Origin of the sequence: Pantoea sp. GABEPS69, assembly GCF_045780835.1 — a bacterium.
Classification (GTDB): domain Bacteria; phylum Pseudomonadota; class Gammaproteobacteria; order Enterobacterales; family Enterobacteriaceae; genus Pantoea; species Pantoea septica.
On the sequence record NZ_CP118618.1, the window covers coordinates 2,332,300 to 2,354,391 of the forward strand.

The following is a 22,092-nucleotide window of genomic DNA, read 5'->3' on the forward strand; positions in this document are numbered from 1 at the left end:
GAGAATAAGCCGAGGCGCGGAAAAAAAGCGAAACCTCAGGCCGGAACAGGGTCAACAGAGAAAGTTAATCACAGGAGAGAGTGACATGCTGGCTTCGGCTTTTACCCTTATGCGCGCAAAAGCAGACTTTATTCACCAGTTTATTCGCCATCCGCGCAAGATGGGCAGCATTACGCCCTCGTCGGCGGCGCTGTGCCGCGCCATGAGTGACAGCGTCTGCTGGCGCAGCGCGCTGCGCGTCGCTGAACTGGGTGCGGGCGACGGCGTGCTGACGCGTCATCTGCTGGCGCGTATGCAGCCGCAGGCGACACTGGATGCGTTTGAGATCAGCGCGCCGCTGGCGGATAAGCTGCGCGCGCTGGAAGATGCGCGCCTGCAGGTGCGCAGCTGTTCGGCGGCCTGGTTATCAGGCGAGTATGACGCGATCTTTTCCGGCCTGCCGCTGCTGTCGCTGCCGCCGGCGCTGCGCGACGACATTCTGCGCGCCGCGTTCGACGCGCTCGGCCCGGACGGCGTTTTCGTGCAGTTTCAGTACACTTCGATCACCCAGCCCGATCTGTCGCGCTACTTTATCTGGCAGCGCCAGCGGGTGCTGAAAAACGTGCCGCCCGCCTGGGTTTATCGCTGTCGGCGCAGCTACGCGCCCTGAGCCTGATTCGCCTGCGGGCGCGTCTGCAGCCAGAATGCCGTCAGCAGCTGCCGCGCCCAGTCAGCGCCTTCGATATCCGCATCCGCGACGCTATCGCTGACGTCCGGCGGCAGGCAGGCGCTCATAATATGGCGTGAGAATTCCGGGTGAAACTGCACCGACAGCGCCTGCGGCGAGTAGCGCAGGATCTGACAGGCATCTTTCTCGGAGGTGGCCAGCACCTGCGCCTGCGGCGGCGGGACAATCACCGACTGGCGGTGCGACAGCCAGGCGCTGAAGCGTTCCGGCAGCGCCGAGAGCAGCGCGTCGCGCTGCATCGCCGCTTTGCACGTCAGCGGCAGCAGGCCGCGCTCCCAGCCGTTGGGGTTGTCCGCCACCTTGCCGCCCAGCGCGTAGGCCATCAGCTGGTGGCCGTAGCAGACGCCCAGCAGCGGCAGCTCAGCGTCAATCGCCGCCCTTACCCACGCCGCGCTGCGCTCGCTCCACTCGGCGTGGTCGGTCACCATCGCCCAGGATCCGCTCAGGATAGCACCGCTGATCTGATCAAACTGCGGCAGCGATTCGCCAAGGTGCGGACGCACAATGAGATAGTCATCAGGTTGCAGATCAAGCGCGTCAATAAACCAGCGCGGCTGTTCGCCAATGCGTTCAACCACGATGGCAGGCGGCACTTCCAGTTGAATCAGCGCAAGGGGCAAAGAGGAGGTGGAAGTCATACCGAATGGGTTCCCAGGCAGATTAGCGTCTCGGTGAACCAGTCTGACAGCAAAGCGGCAGCCTGTCTTATGATTTTCCTGCTGCAGTCATAACAGAAAAATATTTGTCATCGCCTGTCGGCCTCTCCCCGCTTCGTGCCATCATTAGGCGTGGCGAAAAACAAAAGCGAAGGACGGGATTGTGGCTCTGCGGCATTTTTTTCTAATCTTGATGGTGGTCTCTATCTGGGCATTCAATAACGTGGCGGTGAAGTGGGGCCTGCTGGAGCTGCCGCCGCTGTTTCTCACCTGCATGCGCTTTGTGGTGGTGGCGATTGTGCTGATCCCCTTCTGCCGCATCACCCGCGAGCAGCTTCCCTGGCTGCTGGCGCTCGCCTTTACCTTCGGCTTTATGCACTTCTCGCTGCTATTCGTCGGCATGCGCTATACCGACGCTGGCACCGGCGCGATTGTGGTGCAGCTCGGCACGCCGATCGCCATGCTGCTGGCGATGGTCGTCCTGAAGGAACGGTTAAGGGCGATTCAGCTGGTCGGCATCGCCATCTCCCTGTGCGGCGTGGCGGTGCTCTCCGGCAGCCCGACCATCCCCGCCTGGTGGGTGCTGGCGATCCTGCTCTGCAGCGCCACCGGCTGGGCGGTCAGCAATCTGATTGTGAAAAAATCGCCGCCGATCAAGCCGCTGACCATGACCGGCTGGATCGCCTTTCTGGCGGTGCCCATTGTCGGCCTGTCGAGCTTTGTGATGGAGTCACACCAGTTTTACGCCCTTAGCCAGGCGGGATGGCGCGGCTGGTTCGGCATTCTCTACAGCGCGCTCGCCTCGTCGATTGTCGCCTATACCCTCTGGTACGGGCTGCTGAAGCAGTACAACGTCAATCTGATTATGCCCTACTCGCTGCTGACGCCGGTGCTGTCGGTGCTGATGGGCATCCTGGTGCTGGGCGACAGCCTGAACAGCTTTAAAATCATCGGCGCCTCGCTGGTGGTGTGCGGCACGGCGATAGCGGTCATCAATCTGCGCAGCCTGCGCATGCACGCGCGCTTCCCGCGTCTGCGCCGCCGCTGAAAAAGCGGTGCTATGCTCTGGATACCGTCTGTTTCTGGAGAATGATTATGGATTATCAGCTTGCCGCGTCGCTGTGGCAGCAGCTACGGCAAGGATTGCGTGGCCCCGGCGACGCAACCGCCCCGCCCACTTTTCTTGATACCGCGACCTTCTCATCCGCTTTCGCCGTCAGCGAGCTGGCGGCTGCCAGCATCGGGCTGGCGACCCAGGCGACGGCGGATTTCATCGGCGTCCGCCAGCCGGTGAGCGTCAATGTACGCCTCGCCTCGCGCTGGTTTCAGACCAGCTTCTTTCCCCGCAATCGCCCCGCGCCCGCGCTGTGGGACGCCTTTGCCGGCGACTATCGCAGCGCCGATGGCTGGATCCGCCTGCATACCAACGCGCCGCAGCATCGCGCGGCGATGGAGCGCGTGCTGGGCCAGCATCCCGACCGCGACGCGTTGGCGCGACAGGTGGCGCGCTGGCAGGCTGACGCGCTGGAGCAGGCAGTGGTCGACGCGAGCGGCTGCGCCGCAACGATGCGCAGCGAGCAAGCGTGGCAGCAGCATCCGCAGGGCCTGGCAGTGCGCGAAGAGCCGCTGATCGCCTGGCGTCGGGGCGCCGCCGCGCCCGCGCGCAGCTGGCCGATGCTCGCCGCGCGGCCGCTGCTCGGCGTTCGGGTGCTGGATCTGACGCGCATCATCGCCGGGCCGGTGGCGACCCGCTTTCTCGCCAGCCTCGGCGCGCAGGTGCTGCGTCTCGATCCGCCCGGCTGGCGCGAGCCGACGCTGGATGAAGAGATCGCCTGCGGCAAACGGCGCGCCGTGGTCGACTTTAAAACGGCGGCAGGCCGCGAGACGCTGCGCGAACTGCTGCAGCAGGCGGACGTGCTGGTGCACGGCTATCGCGCCGACGCGCTGGAACAGCTGGGATTCGACGCTGAGACGCGCGCCCGGCTGGCGCCGGGTCTGGTGGACGTTAGCCTGAACGCCTGGGGCTGGCACGGCCCGTGGCGCAACCGCCGCGGCTTCGACAGTCTGGTGCAGATGGCGTGCGGCATCGCCGAGAGCGGCATGCGATGGTCGCAAAGCGAGAAGCCGACGCCGCTGCCGGTACAGGCTCTGGATCACGCCACCGGCTATCTGATGGCCGCCGCGGCGCTGGAGGGGCTGCGCCAGCGCCACGCTACCGGCTACGGCGTGGCGGCGCGGCTGTCGCTGGCGCGCACCGCCCTGCTGTTGCAGCAGCATCCCTGCCGGGATGCGAGCCTGACGGCGGGCATTAAAGCGCATGCGCACGACACGCTGCCAACCGTTGAGCTGACGCCCTGGGGCATCGGGGAACGGCTGCGCGCCGCCGCGCGGCTGCCCGGCACGCCGCAGCTCTGCGCCACGCCAGGCTGCGAGCCGGGCACGCATCCGGCGCGCTGGTAAAAAGGCGCGGCGTTACGCTTCGCCGCTCTCTTCGCCGGCCTCGTTCAGCTCGTCCCACATCGCCTGGATAGCCTCGCGGCTTAGCATCGCCAGCGTGCGGTAGAAGGCAGTGGTGGCGTGCGCCTCGACCTTGCCGAGAAAGGCGCCGCACCAGGGCAGCAGATAGCTGTCGAACAGGGCGCACTGCGCCGCGCTCTCATCCTCCGCGGACTGATCTTCCAGCCAGGAGGCCGCCAGCATCAGCACGCCGAAGTGGTCGGCGGGCGCGTCGCTGAGCGGCATGCCGCGCGAGGCGAGAAAGGCGCGCACCTCCGGCTCAGGGTTGCCTTCCGGCCACTGCGAGGCGTAAGGCGGCACCTTACAGTCGGGACCGACGAACAGCGCATTGTAATCCGCCGCCAGCGCCTGCGGATCGCTGTTCTGCTGCAGGCGCTGGAGCAGCTCGTCCTGCTCCAGCGGCCACTGCGCGCCAAGTTTGCCCTCGCGCAGCAGCGTAAACAGCGGAACCAGCAGCGGATCCTGCGGCTGACGGTTAAACAGGGAGCCGATCACGCGGCAGAGAATGGAAAACTCGTTCATGCACTATTCCAGAGGCAAAAGGGTTAGAAATCTGCCAGTTCGGCAATTTTTTTGCCGGTACGCTGCTCAAGAAAATCGAGCAGGCGGCGCGGCGTGACATTTAACACGCGATCCTCGGGAAAATCCACTGCGCGCGTAATACGCAGGCAGTGCTCGAAGTCACCCAGCGTAAACGCGGTGTGGGAATCGGAGCCAAACGCCAGTTTTCCGCCGGCGTCGCGCACCGCTTCGGCGATGGCGCGGCAGTTCGGCTCGCTGCCGGGACGTGAAGTAGTAAAAGGGGAATTATTGACACCACTTAGACGATGACTCCCCCCATTCCCACTGATATTGGATAAACACAAAGCGCAACTATTACTAACGGGGGGAAACTGCCTGACCAGTCTGACATTGCGTCATTTATATTTTTCATAGATGACCAGACAGGGCGGGAGCATTACGCCTGATGATGTTCAGCGGAGCATACATACGATGGGATACCTTCAGCTTGGGGCTTCATTTGATAATGAATTTATCCACTTATGAAGGTTTTGGTTGTGTCTTGAGCAGTGTATGATTAAGAAATAACCACCATAAGTTCAGGGAGAACAGGATGAAAGTGGTACTGCCGGTTGACGGCTACCGTTCGGCAACGGAGTTCATGGCGGCCATGCAGGGCAGTGAGGGAGATACTCACTGGCTGATGAAGAAGGCCGAACACTGGCATGGTGGAATTCATCTTTATAACAGTTTTGCGTCTAATGCTGTTTTTAAACCCGACAGCCACGGTCTGAAATGCATGACTGATGGCCAGGTGGTCGCCTGGCGATTAAATGATAATTATCAGACCGCTTGGTTCAAAAAGAAGATGCTGAAATTCAGCTCCACCTTTGTTCTCATCAAATCAACCTGCACCCCGGATGAAGACAAACCCAATAACGCACTGGATTTCTACACTCTATGGATGCAGATAGCGCCGCTTTCTGAGTACGGGATTACGGACACGCCGACAGCCACCGTGACCGCCAGCGCATTGAAAATCCGTCAGGACACTGCATTTTCGGATTGGATGCGTAACGGAATTTCCCAGGGGATAAACGTTCCCCGCGATGCATTCCATCACAATGAAGCACCACAGGATACGCATACTACGTTACCGCGCGGTTCAGTCGTAAAAATTATACAAGAGGCAACTTTTATTCTTAATGGCAGACAGGCTCCATTCATTTTCATTACTGTTGTGTCGGTCCCTGAAGGAGCTAAAACCGGATTATCTGTCGGAGAGTCTGGCTGGATCTCTGGGTTGGATAAGTTTGTTAAGAGGCAAGACATTACATTACCAGCGTGGATGCAGGAAGCCCGTAAACGTGGCGTATTTAATCAGGTCGTGACGGTATCCGGAGAAGATGCACTTTCGATTAAGGCCGGGGATGTTATAGGTCACCTTAGCCTAAATGAACAACCGTACGGCAATCCTCACTATTTCTGTCATCTGGAAGTATTTAGCCAGGATTCACGAATGAAGGATTTTCTGACAAACAAGGCCGGAGTGAGAAAAGGAGTGGCAGTACTGCACACTGTGGCGGATAAAATACGCTGGCAGCATCGAGACAAAGATAATTCTTTTGTCGTGGCTGGTGTCGGCGGTGACCCTTCACCAACAACGGCAGAGCGTTACACTCCCGAAACTCAGTGCCGCCGACTGGAGGCCGACGGAACAACCTGGTATTACATTCCTGACGAGCTGGCATGGATGGCGGCGGAAGATGTGGAGAGAGTGAATCAATTTGATCTTGAAAAACGAGGGTTTATCCCTCTGGAACAGGAGGAGGCCCCACAAAGCATTTTCCAGACTCCAAAAGAATCCTGGCTACGACAAGTGTTCGGCCGACTTGAAGAATTAGCCAGGGGTGAAACCCGAGATATGTATTCGTGCAGCTACACCGCAAAGTACCAGAAGTTAGTGAAAAAAATCGATTTAAATCGGGATGGTATTATTGATGCTGGTGAGCTGTGGCGGTTTCTGCACAACCGTCAGTCACATATCCAGTATCAGGTGCAACGCCTGGTGGTGAAGCATCACAGCGAATGGCTTAAAGATGGCATTTCAGCTCTTTGGCAGGCAGCGCTTAATGAACAGGCGAAGAAATATCCCGATATGGCACTCTTTAACCGTGACTTCATCAATAAACTGGTGTGGATGAAGGACGTACGAGAAATCCGTAGCAGTGAGGCTTTTTGGCATATGCATCCAGTGGTGTTTCTTGATGCAATAAAAGCTGATGAATATGATTTCTCAACAAGAGAAAGCACGATCAGAGCCATCGTCGCAGAAAGCAGGAAACAAGGTTTTTCTCTAAACACTCAGGTTGCTTATATTTTAGCCACGGTAAAGCGTGAGACAGGAGATACTTTTAGACCAGTCAGAGAAGGGGATTGGGTAGGCCACACCTCAACGGATGATTACAGACGAACCCACTACAGGTATTATCCGTATTATGGCCGTGGATTTGTCCAAATCACATGGGATTATAACTATCGAGCTTATTCCGAGAAATTAGGGATTGATCTGGTTGCCGATCCCGATAAAACATTAGATCCATATATTGCGCTGTTTATTCTTATAGATGGTTTCAAGAATGGCGTATTCACAGGTAAAAAATTAACCGATTATGTTAGTACCACAAAAACTGATTTTTATCACGCAAGACGGTGTATTAATGGTCTTGATCATGCAGAACAAATCAAAAGCTTTGCAGATAATTTTTTAAGCAACCTGGATGCGGGAGAATGGCAATGAGGAAATATATACCCTTAGTGTTAATAATTTTAAGTGGATACACATTTTCCAGCGAACTGAGATGCGGCTGGTTACAAAACCCTGGCCCAGCTAATCATTGGATCACCGATCGAGACGGTACATGGGATATTTCCTTGCAAGGCAGTTATTCTTCATCAGGAATAGAAAAGCTTAAAGATTTTCCGGATGATCAATATGTCAGGACTAATGGAAATTATGGATACGGATGCTCCTGTATCAGAGTCGATATAAACACCAATGAGAAAAAAATCACTCAAATATACAGTTTCAAAGTACTCCCACTTGAGCGCTGTCAGTCAGATAAAAAACTCCCCCTTCCCTAAATATGCTTCGGATTGCGATCCGCTATCATCAATCCACCAGGGAGACTACCCGCGCTTTTGATATTAACAGGCTGGCCTTGTTTGTGTCGTTCCACCAGGGCGGCAACGTTGCCGAAGACACGTTTTTGTTTCGTCCAGGCTTCATCGTTGGCTCGCATGAACAGCAGAATGAATAACATCAAATCAGTTAGATTCTGAAGAACACTATCCAGGGTTAATTTCTTGCCACCCATCCCGGTGATGACTGTTACAGAATACCGATCACTAATACTGGTTACGTATTGGTGACTACAGGATAATCTTTGAGTTGATAGATGGTGAGCCGGTAGTACTAAGGATCGAAGAAATGACATGCAGAACATCGAAAACTTACTGATACGAGGCGAGGCAACCTGCCGATTATGCTCCATGACATTAACCGCGACTCCAGGACACCCGGATAAACTATGTCAAAACAGTACATTTATGATGAAACAGGTAAGCCACAATTTGTGGTGCTTCCGGTAGCGGAGTACGAAAAGCTTCTCTCAGACGCCGAAGGCGAATGGGAGAGTATACCTGTTGAAGCTGGCCCAGATGATGACGAAACTGTACCTGGTGCAGTCGTGAACATCATGATTGAACAGGACGTCAGCTTACAAGCCGCCTGGCGTATTCATCGCGGCTTAAGCCAGTATGATGTGGCTGAAAAATTAGGTACGACTCAGAGCGCTATCTCTCAGTTAGAACGGGCAGAGAGTAGGCCACAGAAGAAGACTCGTGAACGTCTTGTGAAGCTCTATGATTGCCGTCCAGAACAGCTAGTGCTTTAAAAGACAAAGGCCACCTCTGCGGTGGCCTTTCGTTTATTCAAGATCGTATGTTGCTTTGATTTCTTCTTTGTCAGTCATAGTACCGGCAAGGCGTTCACTCCCCCTCAAACGCCTTGCACTGAGGCTCTGGCACCGCTTATCAGGCTTGCCCGGATGCTGCCGAGAATATTCACAGTCGTACTTACCGCCTGCGGTCCCCTCGTCCTTTTGCGCGATCTTGCTTCTTCTGCGAAGCGTAACGCCATTGCAGTAAGGGTTAGAAATCCGCCAGTTCGGCAATCTGCTTGCCGGTACGCTGCTCAAGAAAATCGAGCAGGCGGCGCGGCGTGACATTTAACACGCGATCCTCGGGAAAATCCACTGCGCGCGTGATGCGCAGGCAGTGCTCGAAGTCGCCCAGCGTAAACGCGGTGTGGGAATCGGAGCCAAACGCCAGTTTGCCGCCGGCGTCGCGCACCGCTTCGGCGATGGCGCGGCAGTTCGGCTCGCTGCCGGGACGTGAGGTGGTAAAGGAGGAGTTACTGATCTCCAGCGCCACGTTGTAGTGCGCGGCCGCTTCGGCGACGGCGCGGATATCCACCGGGAACTTCGGGTTGCCGAAAGTAATTTGTGAACACATATTATCGTTTCTCCCAAGTTTGTATACCTGTATCTCCCTCCCCTCATATCAAAAAAAGCAAACATTAAAAAATTTTAGGATTTCGCTGATGTTTTACGCAAAATAGCATTGCTCACAAAAACCTTGAGGTGTATCTTTAGCAAGCTGTTCAGTTAAGCAGCAAATACTTATAAGGATATGAAATGACTCAACATTCAGAATCTTTTGCAAGCATTGAGCAGATTACATCTCGTCCAAACTTTTCAGCAGATTTAGAGATTAGTGTAGATAGTTTTAGCTCGCTTGTAGGCCGTTATCATCTTGGTGAAAGCGTTCAATGTCAGGTAAAAACAGAACATGGAATCTGTGGACAAAAACATCAAAGAGGATATGTAGGTCTTACCAAAGATGGCAAGGAAGGGCTAATTGGTGGGATTTGTGGTGAGAAATATTTTAAAGAAGACACTCTTTTCGTTCAGGAAAAAAATCGTATCGATGCAGAAATTGACAGAAGAGAGAATCTTGAGAGACTACTTAGCTATAAAGAAAATTTTTTATCCCTTTACAATATCTATGATGGCTTCACCAAAGATACTAAAGCGTTAAAGAAAAAAATAGATCACCTCTATAACGGTTTTCCTGACATTGTTTTGACATACTTGTATCAAGCACAAAGGACAAGAAACTGGGATCTTAATGTTGACGTTTTGCGTCATACAAGAGGCGAAAAAGGAATGACAAGTAACTGGTACATTGAGAAACTTTGTACATTTCCGCCTTTACCCTCGGCTCAAGAAATCCAAAGCCTGTTAGGTCGATTTGAGAATCTTCAAACTATTTTCAGTGAAGCATGTTCGTCGAATATAGAAGAACTACCTACCCCTAAACTAAAGGGCTATATAAAAAGCTTGTCTGAATTTACTGAATTAGAAATGCAATTCCAAAAATATAAAAAAGATACAGAAGACTTTACACAAGAGCATAACTTAAATAATTTGTACTACGTATGTGCTAACAATAAAGATAAATTTTTAACTGTTAAAACCGCCTTATCTCTTAATATACCCAACCCTTCAGAAAGACAAATCACATCTAAATGTGATGAAATAGAAAAGACAACCAAAGAAAAGTTCGATAATTGTCAAGTTAGGTATAATAAAACGGTTATGAAATTTAAGAAAAACAGCCTTGGTTAATCCACATATTAGGCATGGATTAATATACCCAAGCTCTATAACCACCGCCATACTTTAAAGCTAAAGGCCACCGATTAAGGTGGCTTTTTCTTAGGGTTTTAAAGTCAAATAGGTCAAATATACTGCTATCAAACTTGCTACCGCAGCGACTGTAGCAACAATCATACTTATGAGAGGAATATATAAAGCTGAATATCTTGTAAATTTTTCTTTGGGTTCAAGATATTGAATAAAGTACATCTTTGTCTTAAGCCATCTTACTATACATCTATCTTTAAATGTCTTTCTATAAAGAACACCCGTGAACCTTTGATAATGGATGAAGTTTTTAACGCACTTTTCAATGCGTTTTTTTGTAATATTTTTTGCATCATAAGTATGGTAAAGAATTAGATAATCATAAACTGCTACAGAGTCCTCAGTCTTAACGGGGTCAACGAAAATATGAATATGACCGACAGCACTATAAGTAATAGCTAATGCTCCACCTATTTGCAAATGATGATTGAAAGTTATTTTATCTTTTTCTATAACTTGCCGCATATTTCCGGTAAACTTATTATTAAACTGCAAGCTCAACGAATCAAAACCAAATCCATCTGGTTCATCTTGCTGATCATAGACGCTTACCTCTATCCCATTTTTATTTAATTCTTCAGCTATACTTATAAGGTTAGCTTTGATAGAAGGTTTGAAATGCCTCCAGTTTACTTTTGAAATTAACTTTCTTAAAGCATCCCTTTCGAACTCTTTGCTATATTGCTTCACCCATTTCATTTTATAAACCCCAAAGGCTATTTCCATCATCATAACTCTTAGAGTCATTAATGAAAATAGCCTCATAAATCAACACTGATCAAAGTAGTGTTTGTATTTTCGATAATGGCACAGATAACCCCAAACGCCCCACATTTCACTTTCAAGCAGGATCGGCAGTTACTCAATGTACTCAACGCCTTCTACTATGAATTAATTATAGCTATATCTAATGACATTTAAGTTTTTTCCAATGCATTCTACTTAAAATTTGCATTATCACCAAACTTTAAACTATATGATGATTTTCAAGAGAAAATGAAGATTCATCCTCTTGTAACCAACCATTAAGAAATGTTATAAATTTCTTGCCCTAAGTGTAGGCTTAGGGGTGATGTACAGTTCGTCAACTCTCGGCCAGCGACCTTCGCTGCACACCGACCAGAGGCTGACAAACAGGTGGATGATGCTCATAAGGCTCTCCGTCATGCTGATTACATTATACAGTGTTTCTAACATTTGCGGTGAAATACACCTCTGACTTACTTGTAAATCAGAGAGTATGAGAAGGTTGGATAAAGACCACTTTGTTAAGCCGGGGCAATGTTTTTCTGAACGACCGCAGTTCGAAGTTGCCCCGGTTTCACAATCCCTGAGAACTCAAAAATGGAATCTCGTGAACATCCTTGGTTCAGGAAACGTGGCTATTTGCATTTTGATAAGCCCATTTCATTAGAACATGCTTTAGATATAGTTACTAACCCTAACACGGTTGCTACACATTCATTCCTCCCTTTTATTAATTTTACATCTACTACTTACAAAGCACATAAAGACAAATTAACAAGAAAAATAATTAAGACACCTAAACCAAGAGAAATAGCGTATTCCTCTCACGTTGATAGCCACATATATTCTTATTATGCAGCCATCCTCAGTGAATTATACGAAAACGAGCTTGTTAAGTATGGGATTACTAAAAATGTTCTCGCATTTAGATCTTTGAATAAAAGCAATATTGAATTTGCTTCCGAAGCATTTAAAGAAATAACCATTCGTGGAAATTGTAGTGCTGTAGCATTAGATTTAACTAAATTTTTTGATACACTCAACCATGCATTATTGAAAGATGCTTGGTGTAGGCTTCTTGCAACCGATAAGCTACCTGATGATCATTATGCGGTATTCAAATCTATAACAAACTTCTCTAAAGTTGAAAAAGAAAAACTATATGATTTGATGAAAATCCCTAAAAACAATGCTAAGCATACAAAAAAAACCCGAAAGCAAATATGCTCTTTTGAGGACTTTAGAAATAAAGTCAGAAAAGGTAAATTAATAATACCTAACAAAGATATTAAAGCTATTCCGCAGGGTTCACCTATTAGTGCACTTTTATCTAATATTTACATGCTTAATTTTGACATTGAAATGAAAGAATACGTCACCTCTTTAGGTGGAGAATATTTTCGATATTGTGATGACATGCTATTCATCTTACCGTCAGAAGAAAAGGATAATATTGCTGGCATAGCTGAGCAAAAACTGCTCAAGTTAAAGGTTTCACTTAATGTGAAGAAAACTGAGATTAGAGAGTTTTCTGTTACTCCAACAAGAATCAAATGTGACAAGCCCCTTCAATACTTAGGCTTTATCTTTGACGGGCATAATATTTATCTTCGATCTTCTTCATTATCACGCTACTCTGACAGGATGAAACGTGGTGTTAAGCTTGCAAAAGCAACGATGAAGCGAAAAAACAAAATCAGAAAAACAAAAGGCCTGCCGAACAAAGAACTTTTCAAAGAGAAAGTTTATGCCCGTTATGCTCATGTTGGGAAAAGAAATTTTTTAACGTATGGTTATCGGGCTTCTCGAATTATGAATTCAAACTCGATTAGAAAGCAGCTCAAGCCTTTATGGGAAAGATTGCAAAAAGAGATACATAAATAGACCACATAGAATATGTGTTGCCCATATGCGGTTTGCAGAACACACCCTAACTTAGATGATACATGGGTAACACATAAGCAATTTTTCTGATTCAAGTAGAGTTGTCAAGCTTCTTAAGCTAATATCAAGTATAACATCTGTGGATACAAAGGATTAGTGCCATTATGAATCAAGAGTTTACTTTCCCTAAAGGCAGTAAGAGCAAAAGCTCCAGCGATCCTTTTGACGACAGTTTCGTTCAAGAATACTTCAAAAACCCTTCCGCAAATCTATATTTGAAAAAGCTGTTAGGTTGCAACGATAAAACATTTCTCACCAATGCGGATGTAGATAAACTCAAAGAATCATACGATAAAGCACATGACATTAGAAAATTTGAAATAGATCTTTATTGGAAAAGAACAACTTATGTTTGGACATTAATTTCGGCTTTAATAGCTATCTCCGGTGCATTATTAGCTGCAAATTTTAGAATCTCCCCTTCCTCTACAGAAAATAAATCGCTTTTAATTTTAGTTGGCGTGATTGCAATAATTGGTGTATTCATAACCATTATTTCATCGAGAATCCTTAAGAGTGGAGAATACTGGCAAAAAAACTGGGAATATCATGTTAACATGTTAGAGCCATTATTTTCTGGTAGGCTATATGCTACTTTACTTAGTACCAATAAGGTACGTCACTCGATAACAACACTAAATCACTCGCTTTATTACTTTTTTTTGGGAACTTGGCTACTTTTAGCTGAAGGGATTTACATTGCCTTAGAGAAACCATCAAGCATAATCACGTTAGTAATTTTTCTTGCTGTATATAGTCTTCTTGTATATTTAGTGGCATGTTTCATAGACTCTAAAACAAGGAGAAAAGCACAAACTGTTATGGCAAATATTTCTCAGTGGGATCTTCAAATTATGAGTGAGCAAAGTGAACAAGAACAGAAAACTAAAAAATTTAGTTTCTATAAAAAATTAATCATTGCTAAAAATGTTCTTTGGATAATATTGCTACTAATCTGGATGGCAATTTCAGCTATAATTCTGTTCTTCTTCATTACAAGATAAAAAAAGGGATACCATATGGTATCCCTTTTCTACTTACCGAATTTGTGTATATAGCTCTGAATCTCTTCTTTATCCGTCATAGTACCGGCAAGTAGTTCACTCTCCATTAAACGCCTTGTGTATAGCCCGTAACATAGCTTGTTAGGCTTACCGTGATGGTACTGAGAGCAGTCATAATAGTACTTACCATTGCTGTGTTCCCAACGTCCTTTAGAGTAATCTGGCTTCTTCTGAGAGACGTAACGCCATTGCAGTACTGCCTTACTTGCTTGTGCATAGTTACCTTCTGCAAGCCGCTTTTTTACTGTACTACTATTCGCTGCGTTTATACCTGAGTTGTATGCAAAATCCAGAAAACCTACAGTTGTTGAAACTGGCATTACTGGCAGGTTGTTCAGTACTACTGTGTACTTATAAAGTGTCTTATCAAGCAGAACATCACATTCTTTCTTTGTATACTCTTTCTGTATGGCTTCTGTCATTTGTGGTACATAGCCATAACAAAGAGTCGTGATACCAACAGGATCTTTATACGGCGAGTAATTGCCGTTAGGATTCATTGATGGTAATCCTTCAAAGGTTACTACACTTGTTCCAAACAGAAGTATTACCCCTGCACTTATTCCCTTAATTGTGCTTTTTATATCCATCCATAGACTCCGTTTTTAATATCTTGAAGTCAGTTATATCAGTACAATCATGAATCTTTCCGTCCACTACTACACATTGAATATAACTAATTCCTTTCGGCTCTGTTTGTTTACTATTTTGTTCAAGGAACAGGACAGAACCGATAACGATAATAAGTGCGATAACAATCTTTTTCATAAAAACCTCTCATTAAGTTAAAAAATCAGGAAGGGAAGTTATTTTCCTTCCCTGATATTATTTAACGAATTAGTGCTAAAAAGAGGCTCAAATGAAATGAGTTTATTGTTCTTTTTTATCTTTGTAATACTTTCTGATTCTCTTGTACCATCCATATGAGAACTGTATGAACTTCACCAAATTCATCACGAACAAGAGTACTGCACCAATAGCGAGGATAATCGTAACCCATCCGCCTAATGTTACTCCTAAGAAAGCTAAGTTAGAGATTTGAGTACTTGTTACTGCTGCTGCAATGCCCTGATGTGTTAGTTGATCAGTGATACATGAACCGTATACTGTTATTGCTGTAATTACTTCTTTATCTGGTAGCATCCCTGCCCCCTGGTTAAAGGGGTAATCATTACCCCTGTAGTTTATTGTTGTTATCCACTGAATCAAGGTAGGCATTAACCCCATCACTTAGTTTTGAACTATATGCCGGATCGTTTAACCCCCTCCATCTTTGAACAAGTTTGTTATAATCGCCGCCATTTTCTGAATCTAAGATTTCAATGATCTTTTTGGCAATTGAGTTATATGTTTTTCTGAATTGTGGCGTACTACCCATAACGCCTTTCTTACCGTACCCAAAAGTAGGATCATCAGGACGTGCAGCCATTACTTTAGCTTGATCGATAAAGTTGTTTGCATACTCAAGTTCTTCACTGGTGAAGTACTGCGAGTAACGTGAAACCATATCTTCCATCAAACTACCGGTAATCTGTGCAGGGCCATATGCAGTACTTGTACCGCGTACAGTACTATCCGGTTGACCTGTACGTATCCACGGATCTTTAAGCCCGCCAGTTTCAGCATGAACAATACCGTTATACAACGCCTCGTTACGTAGACTGATCTCAGGTTGAGTATCAGTGTCAGTACTTGTTGGTTGTGCCTCAACAGTGGGTTCTACAGGCTGTGGCTGAGTGTCAGCAGTGATAGGTTGAGGTCTGGTTACTGGCTTATCTTCAGAACGTGCAGTACTTGCACCACGTCCTAATGCCTCTGCCGCTTCCATACTGCTATCAATCACCTTTTGGATCATTGGTACGTTCTTACGTGCAAGAGCTTCCATATCCTTCTGAGAGAGAGAATTCCAGTACTGTACCGCCTGGTTGTATGTATCAATATCAGCCTGGCTTGCATTACTACCTGGTGCTGTAGTTTGAGATACTCGTTGTGCCTGTAGCCGCTGCATCTCTTTCTCTGCAAGTACATCAGTCATGTTCTTGCCCTTACTACTTTTCAGATAGCTTTTGAGTGCTAACGATTCTTGTACTTTTGCCGCGTTATCTGACTTAGTTAACCAGTCAATGTACTGGCTCGCCTTGCGGTTAGTACCGCGTAAGCCGTCTACCACGCCTTCAGTGATCGCTTTTCTGGCTCCTGCTCCTGCAAGATGACCAGCAACATATCCGACAGGGCCATGTAGGACTCCACCGAGTACGCCTGACGCCCAACCGATACCGCCGCCTAAGTTGCCGTACCAAAAAGTGTTGCCAGGATCTTTAGGTTTTGCACGTAGCTTAGTAATATCAGCAGCGTCTGACAGGGCACTATTGATAGATTGCTGAACAGGTGCATTTGGTAATTTACTGCCAGCGGCAATGAGTTCATCTGAGGCACTACTTTGTACATCGGAGTTACGTAGTACTTTGGCAAGAGTACCAAAGTTCATTTGACCAGAAGTTTCAGCTTTTTCTACTGCACGATTACGTACAGCAGTACTCAACCCCTGCCCTAACTTAACTGCGTTTTTACTAACATCTGGAGTGTTATTAGTTGCTATACGACCAAGTACAGAATCTTTTACGTTATTAGTATTAAATTCACCTGAAGTTGGATTGAAGAGTTTATTTTCTGCGGCTTGTTCATTTGGATCATTGGCAATCTTACTTAGTACTGATTTTTTACCAATAGCATTCACGCCATCGCCATAAAACTCATCGGCTTCACGATATAAGCTACCAGCAGCAGGACTAATACTACTAATCGTTGCATCAGCTTCCTGTTTCAATCCTGATAGTACTTCTCGGATGGCATCTCTGCTTGTGTAATCACCCTGACGAAATGCAATGTCAGATTTATTATTGAGAGTACGTTTCCATTTATCTAAATCCTGAATAGTACGAAGATCTGCTTTATTGAAGTTCTCCAGAGTTATACGTACTTCTGGACTTAGATTCACATCACCCATACGTTCGTTTTCATCAAGATGGTACTGAGCTACCTTCTTAGTATAAGGCATCTTAAGTTGGCCGATTTTAGCTTGATCCAGTAAATCCTGTGCTTCGTTCGCTCTCGCAGTATAGAGTTGGGAAGCTTCTTTATGAAAATCATTACCTAAAGCAACCCCTGCATTTTGAAGCGTGGTCGGACTTACGTTAACGTCCTTGATTGCATCCTTGATTGCATCGCCAGTATCAGTAGCTGCATTACGTTGTGACCAGATTGAATCATCCTTGTTGAGTGCCCTACGTTCAGCATTGATGTAACGACTGCCTGTATCATTGAACACCTGAGAAGGCACGAGAAGTGAGTTACCAGCAACATCAGTAGTTGCAGCATTAAACGTCTTCTGTGCTTCCGCACGTGCAGTAGGATCGGTGATGTTGCTTTGAGTAATATTCTGTACTGTATCTGGATTCGTTTTATCGCCGTATCTGCGTAACATAGCTGCGTCTTTAGTGATACCAAGTGCAGGTATATCTAACCCTAAATCAGCAAGTTTGTTACCAATACCGGAACCTAATGCAGTTACGCCTTTTACAAGATAAGGTGCAACTGCTCCACCGGCTGCACCAAGACCAGCACTCGTAGCCAGTTCACTACCGCTGAATGCATCACCAGCAGTTTTATCACTTACCGATGCGTCAGTTGCCTGACCAGCTAATGTACTTCCAGCGGTTAATGCAGCCCCAATACCCAAACGTGCCAGTAGCGATGTACCACCTGTAACCGGTAGTGTTGCTGCAAGAGTTGAGTACTCTGCGAGATCTTTTGCATCCTTACCCATTGCCAGACTACCAGCCAGATCAACTTCATCCATTGGGTACTGTTCAGGTTTCTTAGCCTTCAGTGCCTGAGCCTGCGGTAAGTACTCTTCAATCTGCTTCTTACGAGCCTGGAACAATTCTTCTTCATCAGGATTACGATTCTTACTTTTGAGATCTTTGTACTGACCAGCGTAATCAAATGATGTAGCCCCATCCCAAATAGCACCGTTTCGGTCTGTGAATTTTTGGAGTAGAGAACGGTTATCAGCACCGCTTGGTGAACCTAATGATCCATCCGCTGCGGCCTGATGTAATGCGTTTTGAGCATTAACTAACTGAGCATCGATAGTACTGGCAGTATCAGAAACGGGTAATGCATTGGAAGTAAAATCATTGTAGACAGTACTTACATCATCACCATTCTGTTCAACCTGTGGGCGAATTACTTTATTAAAATAATCTTCAGCAATTGCACGTTGTGTTTCAGGTGTCTCATTTAGAAAATCCTGACTGTTTTTAATTTCTGACCATGATTTAGCCATATATTCACCTTATTATTAAAATTATTTTTAGGCGGCTATTAACCGCCTTTTCAGGATGATTAATAGCCGTACTTGGAACCGAAGTTAGTACTTGAAGAACTGGAATTAGCAGGTGCAGTACTCACAGGTTGACCACGCTTAGTTGCATTGAACTGTGTTGTATATGCCTGAATCTTTTCCAGTGAGTTCTGAAGTGCTTGAGGAGAAGTTTTATCGAGACGAGGCATTGCCTTGAAATACATATCTGCTTCTGCTTTGGTATTGATACCAGAGGCTCCCATTGCTTTCGCATTAGCAACACCGCCAGTTAACATATTACCGTCTATACGTTGAGCTGCTTTATATGCCTCACGTTCTGCATCAGAACCACGTAATGAACTGTTCCAGTCTGCAACGGTATCTGAACGCCCTGCTACCTGACCGGTAAAGGTATCAACATTACCTGCTTTGATAGCATCCTGAAGTTCTTTAATGTCACCGCTCATCTGTGTTTCTGATGCACTTGGTAAACCACTTACTTCTTTGGCATCCAGTTGTTTCTGCATTTCTGGGCCTGCTGGCTTGTAACCTGTGAACTGACCTTTGCTGTTGAAGTTTGGTACTTGCCATACACCGGTACTGTCTTTCTTAGGTGCGTATTCAGTACTGTCAGCCGTAACATTCCCTTGTGCCAGACGTTGGAGACGTGCAGCGGTTTGTTCTGTGACTCGTTGCTCAGCTATCGAACGTTGGTTATCAATACGCTGAGTACCCAACTGTACTTGTGCCTGCTGCCACGGGGTTAACTCTTGTTGTTTAAGTACAGAAGCATCACCAGTACTTTGATACTGCTGTACGCTATCTGGTGTGTACTGGCGATACAGAGAATCACGGTATGCAGCCTTATCATTCCATGCCTGTTCTGCTTGTCTGTCTTCAAGCTGCTGTTGTCTCGCCAGCTTCTGCTGCTGAGTTCTGCTAATTTCCTGTCTACGTTCATCCATTGTCTGAGCATAGGCATTCATACCACGTTCAAAACCACCCTGATCACCGGCAAGTGAACTACCAAATGCTGATGCAGATTGTAAGAACGCTGGATTGCTGAATAGGTTTGCAAGATTATCCAGAAAACCGCCAGAACTATTAGTACTCTGAGGCTGTTCATCTGAAGAAGTACTTTGAGGTAAAACACTTTGTGCATTTAAATCGTAATCATTATTAACTGAGTTACCAATATTATTAAATACGCTTAGTGCTTGTTGTTGATCCTCTGGAGTACTTTCAGGATTTTGACGTAGCCAATTATCAAATAATGAAGCCATATTTTTATTATCTCCGAAATGGGTTAGTACTGAACTGATTTGTTCCCAAGGCTTGGTTTAGTAATTGTTGTGCCTGAGAATAAGCAGTACTTGAAGGTGGCTGATAATTAAAACTGCCACTCTTTGTATGTAATGTTATTTGTGGTGCTTGCTGTTGTTGATTCTGGTTTTGGCTTTGCTGAAGTCTGCTTATACCTTGCTGGATAAGCTGCGGATTAATACCAGAACTACCAGATGAACTTAAACCAGCACTAAAATCTGGTGCAATACCTGATCCTGTCCCACCAAGTACAGTACTTTGGGTAGGTGCATAACTAAGTGCTGAAGTACCTGCACCGCTTGCAATACCCTGTGAACCTGTACCTGCCAGTACTGAGCTGGAAGATGGTGCATAAGCCAATGAACTGCCAGCAGCAGAAAACGGAGTTGCAGATACTGAACCTGCACCGATACCCGTCATGCCAGCAGCACTACCTGTACCGGCTCCAGCAGAAGCAGCACCAGTACCACCGGCTGCCCATCCTCCAAAGATAGAGGCCACTACCGCCGCTGCTGTTTCTTGTGGGTGATCACCTACCCAACCTTTTATCCCAAAACCTTTTTGAAATAGATCCTGATCTTTATGCTCGTTATGAGTATACAAATCAGTAAGTTCATCCCAACCCTTTGACGGATCGGTAACTAAGTCCTTACTGATTTTTACTGGATGAGATACAAGATCCCCTACCCGTTTACCAATTTCCCCTAAGAAGTTTCCCATGAGTATTATCCTTCTTAGAGTTTGCTGTAATCGACGATTAGGAAACCAGTACTTGGATCAGTACTTACCGCTTCAGGTTTCTTCTTAAGTACTTCCTGTGCAATCACCCCTCGTGCTGGTTGATTACCTGCAAGTTCTTTACCGCGTTTAGTCCATTCCCATTCATAGACGTTGTGACCGGCTTCAGTACCTACTTTCCTGATGTTCTTCTTCAGGCGTTTATCAGAGAAACCTTGATAGATTTGTGAAGCAGCCGCACCGCCAGATAGTAATGAGTTGAACAGTGAAGAACCTCCAGGTTGAGTACTGGAACCAGAGGTAGTACCGCCTAAGCCAGCAATAGAGCCAGATACAGGTAAGTAATATTGAGAAATGAGGTTAGCCAGGTAGTCACGATTACCAGTAGCATCAGTCTGTTGTTGCTGTTGAATGAGTGCTGATAGCTGAGAACTCTGTAACTGTGGAGACAGACCATTCAGTACTGAAGAGGCATAGTTACCACCCTGAGAGTACAACTGATTACCAGTACTGGCAGTACCTGCAAGCCCCGCTAACTGCATGTTTGAGTTGTTGCTTAAGGTATTAGCTGCTGTATTGATAGCGTTGTTGTATGCGTTGCCAGTAATGGTATTAGCGTTGTCAGTTTTCATCTGTGCAGCATCACGTGCGGCAATAGCCTGAGCTACCCCAGCACGAGAAGATCCCGCGTTACCGCCAGCAACCGCATTACGATCAATGCCAGTAAAGGTTTGTTCATTAAGTGTGTTATCAATCTGACGGTTAGCAGCGTCGATCTGTTTGTTTACTAAGTCATTGTTATAAAGACTCGATGCAGCATTTGCTATATCGCCAGTGCTGTAACCAAGTCCACCATTTGCGGCATTCTGATAGCCAGATAATGCAGACTGTGCAGCACTGTTACCCTGACCAAGCAGACTGTTAGTAGTATTTGTTGCATCAGAACTTACACCGTTTAAACCTTGTAAGTACTGGTTATAAATTGAAGACAGATCACCAGTAGGTGAAATGTATCCTGTTTTTTGAGCCTGGTTATACCAATCACTAACATCACCTAAAATATCTTTGAGGTTACTTTGTGCTGGTTTCCAAGGTTCAGATGATGATTTTTGTGTAGTAGTTTGAGAACCAGATTTGAATAGAGATCCCATCTTTATTCCTCCTTGAATTATTTTTTAAGGTACAGATAAGTCATCCCTATATCTTTACCGTCTTTTTTATAGTGTGTAAGACTCCAGTTTATTTCTTGAAAACCTATTCGCTTAAGTACTTTCACAACATAGTTTGTATGATCAGGTACTGAGGTGACGATTGTATCAAATGAAGAGATCTCAAAGATAAACGTAGCAAAGGCTTTTAGAAATTGAGTACTGTAACGACGCATGTAAGGGATTATGTATGCATGTACTTCACAGGTCTTAATGCCACAAATAGTACCTAAATCATCAACTGTAAAAACACCACCAAATTCACCACCAATGCTAATCTGAAATAAACCTTCATGTTCATTAAGGTGAGTCATTATATCTTCTTCAGTACAATCATCATGTACTAAGTTGTCGAAAATTCCCGTCTGGTAAAAAAGCTGAGAAACATCCCTGAAACTATCAACATTAAGTACTTCAATTAGCCCTTTCATATCCACTGAGGATGTTGGCTTGTTATTATGATTTTTCCCCAT

The 22,092-nt window shown here is 46.4% G+C and carries 21 protein-coding genes and 2 pseudogenes; 9 read left to right on the top strand and 14 right to left on the bottom strand.

Annotation, left to right across the window (positions count from 1 at the left end):
• The first annotated feature begins 85 nt into the window (after positions 1 to 85).
• Positions 86 to 649 carry a class I SAM-dependent methyltransferase gene (locus tag PVE98_RS11425; protein WP_033747706.1) on the top strand — a complete coding sequence of 188 codons (564 nt, stop codon included), beginning with the start codon at positions 86 to 88 and terminating at the stop codon, positions 647 to 649.
• On the opposite strand, the gene PVE98_RS11430 is transcribed toward PVE98_RS11425, so the two are convergent.
• On the bottom strand, positions 637 to 1,365 hold the full coding sequence (locus tag PVE98_RS11430) for a glutamine amidotransferase (RefSeq protein WP_033747708.1): 729 nt from the start codon (positions 1,363 to 1,365) through the stop codon (positions 637 to 639). The two genes, PVE98_RS11425 and PVE98_RS11430, sit on opposite strands and share 13 nt — an antisense overlap.
• A gap of 181 nt (positions 1,366 to 1,546) precedes the next feature.
• Between PVE98_RS11430 and PVE98_RS11435 the strand changes: the two genes are divergently transcribed.
• Positions 1,547 to 2,431, top strand: coding sequence for a DMT family transporter (locus PVE98_RS11435; protein ID WP_033747711.1), 885 nt, complete (start codon positions 1,547 to 1,549; stop codon positions 2,429 to 2,431).
• A gap of 47 nt (positions 2,432 to 2,478) precedes the next feature.
• Positions 2,479 to 3,843 (top strand): CoA transferase, encoded by a 1,365-nt coding sequence (locus PVE98_RS11440; protein WP_096073010.1) that lies wholly within the window; start codon positions 2,479 to 2,481, stop codon positions 3,841 to 3,843.
• 12 nt (positions 3,844 to 3,855) lie between these two features.
• Here PVE98_RS11440 and PVE98_RS11445 read toward each other — a convergent pair whose 3' ends face one another.
• Positions 3,856 to 4,422 carry a molecular chaperone gene (locus PVE98_RS11445; protein WP_096073009.1) on the bottom strand — a complete coding sequence of 189 codons (567 nt, stop codon included), beginning with the start codon at positions 4,420 to 4,422 and terminating at the stop codon, positions 3,856 to 3,858.
• Between the two features lie 23 nt (positions 4,423 to 4,445).
• Positions 4,446 to 4,715: pseudogene (locus PVE98_RS11450) on the bottom strand (phosphatase); the annotation flags it as partial.
• Positions 4,716 to 5,014: 299 nt separating this feature from the next.
• On the opposite strand from PVE98_RS11450, the gene PVE98_RS11455 reads away from it, so the two are divergent.
• Both PVE98_RS11455 and PVE98_RS11460 read left to right on the top strand, forming a co-directional pair.
• A complete protein-coding gene (locus tag PVE98_RS11455) occupies positions 5,015 to 7,201 on the top strand; it encodes a hypothetical protein (RefSeq protein ID WP_096073008.1) in 2,187 nt (728 codons plus the stop codon).
• The gene (locus PVE98_RS11460; protein ID WP_187143630.1) at positions 7,198 to 7,545 is read left to right on the top strand and encodes a DUF4087 domain-containing protein; all 348 of its coding nucleotides are present in this window, start codon (positions 7,198 to 7,200) and stop codon (positions 7,543 to 7,545) included. Before PVE98_RS11455 ends, PVE98_RS11460 begins: the two co-directional genes overlap by 4 nt.
• Here PVE98_RS11460 and PVE98_RS11465 read toward each other — a convergent pair.
• A complete protein-coding gene (locus PVE98_RS11465) occupies positions 7,542 to 7,778 on the bottom strand; it encodes a hypothetical protein (protein WP_187143629.1) in 237 nt (78 codons plus the stop codon). The two genes, PVE98_RS11460 and PVE98_RS11465, sit on opposite strands and share 4 nt — an antisense overlap.
• Before the next feature lie 213 nt (positions 7,779 to 7,991).
• Here PVE98_RS11465 and PVE98_RS11470 point away from each other — a divergent pair, with 213 nt between their 5' ends.
• Positions 7,992 to 8,357: a helix-turn-helix domain-containing protein gene (locus tag PVE98_RS11470; RefSeq protein WP_096073006.1), complete on the top strand. Its 366-nt coding sequence runs from the start codon at positions 7,992 to 7,994 to the stop codon at positions 8,355 to 8,357.
• Positions 8,358 to 8,613: 256 nt separating this feature from the next.
• Here PVE98_RS11470 and PVE98_RS11475 read toward each other — a convergent pair.
• A pseudogene (locus PVE98_RS11475) lies at positions 8,614 to 8,955 on the bottom strand (phosphatase); the annotation flags it as partial.
• A 203-nt stretch (positions 8,956 to 9,158) separates the two neighbouring features.
• Here PVE98_RS11475 and PVE98_RS11480 point away from each other — a divergent pair.
• Positions 9,159 to 10,151: a hypothetical protein gene (locus tag PVE98_RS11480; RefSeq protein WP_287606253.1), complete on the top strand. Its 993-nt coding sequence runs from the start codon at positions 9,159 to 9,161 to the stop codon at positions 10,149 to 10,151.
• 90 nt (positions 10,152 to 10,241) lie between these two features.
• Here the strand turns inward: PVE98_RS11480 and PVE98_RS11485 are convergent, their stop codons facing one another.
• Positions 10,242 to 10,961, bottom strand: a complete 720-nt coding sequence (locus tag PVE98_RS11485) for a hypothetical protein (protein ID WP_287606251.1) — start codon at positions 10,959 to 10,961, stop codon at positions 10,242 to 10,244.
• Between the two features lie 612 nt (positions 10,962 to 11,573).
• On the opposite strand from PVE98_RS11485, the gene drt2 reads away from it, so the two are divergent.
• Both drt2 and PVE98_RS11495 read left to right on the top strand, forming a co-directional pair.
• Positions 11,574 to 12,860 carry an antiviral reverse transcriptase Drt2 gene (gene drt2 / locus PVE98_RS11490; RefSeq protein ID WP_287606248.1) on the top strand — a complete coding sequence of 429 codons (1,287 nt, stop codon included), beginning with the start codon at positions 11,574 to 11,576 and terminating at the stop codon, positions 12,858 to 12,860.
• Between the two features lie 164 nt (positions 12,861 to 13,024).
• On the top strand, positions 13,025 to 13,924 hold the full coding sequence (locus PVE98_RS11495; protein ID WP_287606246.1) for a hypothetical protein: 900 nt from the start codon (positions 13,025 to 13,027) through the stop codon (positions 13,922 to 13,924).
• 29 nt (positions 13,925 to 13,953) lie between these two features.
• On the opposite strand, the gene PVE98_RS11500 is transcribed toward PVE98_RS11495, so the two are convergent.
• From PVE98_RS11500 to PVE98_RS11535, 8 genes are all read right to left on the bottom strand, one after another.
• Entirely contained in the window at positions 13,954 to 14,574 is a 621-nt protein-coding gene (locus PVE98_RS11500; RefSeq protein ID WP_287606244.1) for a glycoside hydrolase family protein, read from the bottom strand.
• Positions 14,552 to 14,752, bottom strand: coding sequence for a hypothetical protein (locus PVE98_RS11505; protein WP_287606242.1), 201 nt, complete (start codon positions 14,750 to 14,752; stop codon positions 14,552 to 14,554). The genes PVE98_RS11500 and PVE98_RS11505 overlap by 23 nt, the downstream gene beginning before the upstream one ends.
• A gap of 102 nt (positions 14,753 to 14,854) precedes the next feature.
• The gene (locus PVE98_RS11510) at positions 14,855 to 15,127 is read right to left on the bottom strand and encodes a hypothetical protein (protein WP_287606239.1); all 273 of its coding nucleotides are present in this window, start codon (positions 15,125 to 15,127) and stop codon (positions 14,855 to 14,857) included.
• Positions 15,128 to 15,155: 28 nt separating this feature from the next.
• Positions 15,156 to 18,332, bottom strand: coding sequence for a hypothetical protein (locus PVE98_RS11515; RefSeq protein ID WP_407568485.1), 3,177 nt, complete (start codon positions 18,330 to 18,332; stop codon positions 15,156 to 15,158).
• Positions 18,333 to 18,391: 59 nt separating this feature from the next.
• Positions 18,392 to 19,633 (bottom strand): hypothetical protein, encoded by a 1,242-nt coding sequence (locus tag PVE98_RS11520; protein WP_407568486.1) that lies wholly within the window; start codon positions 19,631 to 19,633, stop codon positions 18,392 to 18,394.
• A gap of 7 nt (positions 19,634 to 19,640) precedes the next feature.
• The gene (locus tag PVE98_RS11525; RefSeq protein ID WP_407568487.1) at positions 19,641 to 20,393 is read right to left on the bottom strand and encodes a hypothetical protein; all 753 of its coding nucleotides are present in this window, start codon (positions 20,391 to 20,393) and stop codon (positions 19,641 to 19,643) included.
• Between the two features lie 14 nt (positions 20,394 to 20,407).
• On the bottom strand, positions 20,408 to 21,562 hold the full coding sequence (locus PVE98_RS11530) for a tail fiber domain-containing protein (protein WP_407568488.1): 1,155 nt from the start codon (positions 21,560 to 21,562) through the stop codon (positions 20,408 to 20,410).
• Between the two features lie 17 nt (positions 21,563 to 21,579).
• Positions 21,580 to 22,092, bottom strand: a complete 513-nt coding sequence (locus tag PVE98_RS11535) for a DUF2824 family protein (protein WP_407568489.1) — start codon at positions 22,090 to 22,092, stop codon at positions 21,580 to 21,582.

Bases quoted from the DNA above. Each gene is read 5' to 3' on its own strand.
- PVE98_RS11430 (WP_033747708.1), bottom strand. From the start codon at position 1,365: ATGACTTCCACCTCCTCTTTGCCCCTTGCGCTGATTCAACTGGAAGTG.
- PVE98_RS11510 (WP_287606239.1), bottom strand. From the start codon at position 15,127: ATGCTACCAGATAAAGAAGTAATTACAGCAATAACAGTATACGGTTCA.
- PVE98_RS11445 (WP_096073009.1), bottom strand. From the start codon at position 4,422: ATGAACGAGTTTTCCATTCTCTGCCGCGTGATCGGCTCCCTGTTTAAC.
- PVE98_RS11455 (WP_096073008.1), top strand. From the start codon at position 5,015: ATGAAAGTGGTACTGCCGGTTGACGGCTACCGTTCGGCAACGGAGTTC.
- PVE98_RS11505 (WP_287606242.1), bottom strand. From the start codon at position 14,752: ATGAAAAAGATTGTTATCGCACTTATTATCGTTATCGGTTCTGTCCTG.
- PVE98_RS11530 (WP_407568488.1), bottom strand. From the start codon at position 21,562: ATGGGATCTCTATTCAAATCTGGTTCTCAAACTACTACACAAAAATCA.
- PVE98_RS11515 (WP_407568485.1), bottom strand. From the start codon at position 18,332: ATGGCTAAATCATGGTCAGAAATTAAAAACAGTCAGGATTTTCTAAAT.
- PVE98_RS11470 (WP_096073006.1), top strand. From the start codon at position 7,992: ATGTCAAAACAGTACATTTATGATGAAACAGGTAAGCCACAATTTGTG.
- PVE98_RS11525 (WP_407568487.1), bottom strand. From the start codon at position 20,393: ATGGGAAACTTCTTAGGGGAAATTGGTAAACGGGTAGGGGATCTTGTA.
- PVE98_RS11440 (WP_096073010.1), top strand. From the start codon at position 2,479: ATGGATTATCAGCTTGCCGCGTCGCTGTGGCAGCAGCTACGGCAAGGA.
- PVE98_RS11535 (WP_407568489.1), bottom strand. From the start codon at position 22,092: ATGGGGAAAAATCATAATAACAAGCCAACATCCTCAGTGGATATGAAA.
- PVE98_RS11480 (WP_287606253.1), top strand. From the start codon at position 9,159: ATGACTCAACATTCAGAATCTTTTGCAAGCATTGAGCAGATTACATCT.
- PVE98_RS11465 (WP_187143629.1), bottom strand. From the start codon at position 7,778: ATGGGTGGCAAGAAATTAACCCTGGATAGTGTTCTTCAGAATCTAACT.
- PVE98_RS11425 (WP_033747706.1), top strand. From the start codon at position 86: ATGCTGGCTTCGGCTTTTACCCTTATGCGCGCAAAAGCAGACTTTATT.
- PVE98_RS11500 (WP_287606244.1), bottom strand. From the start codon at position 14,574: ATGGATATAAAAAGCACAATTAAGGGAATAAGTGCAGGGGTAATACTT.
- PVE98_RS11495 (WP_287606246.1), top strand. From the start codon at position 13,025: ATGAATCAAGAGTTTACTTTCCCTAAAGGCAGTAAGAGCAAAAGCTCC.
- PVE98_RS11520 (WP_407568486.1), bottom strand. From the start codon at position 19,633: ATGGCTTCATTATTTGATAATTGGCTACGTCAAAATCCTGAAAGTACT.
- drt2 (WP_287606248.1), top strand. From the start codon at position 11,574: ATGGAATCTCGTGAACATCCTTGGTTCAGGAAACGTGGCTATTTGCAT.
- PVE98_RS11460 (WP_187143630.1), top strand. From the start codon at position 7,198: ATGAGGAAATATATACCCTTAGTGTTAATAATTTTAAGTGGATACACA.
- PVE98_RS11485 (WP_287606251.1), bottom strand. From the start codon at position 10,961: ATGATGATGGAAATAGCCTTTGGGGTTTATAAAATGAAATGGGTGAAG.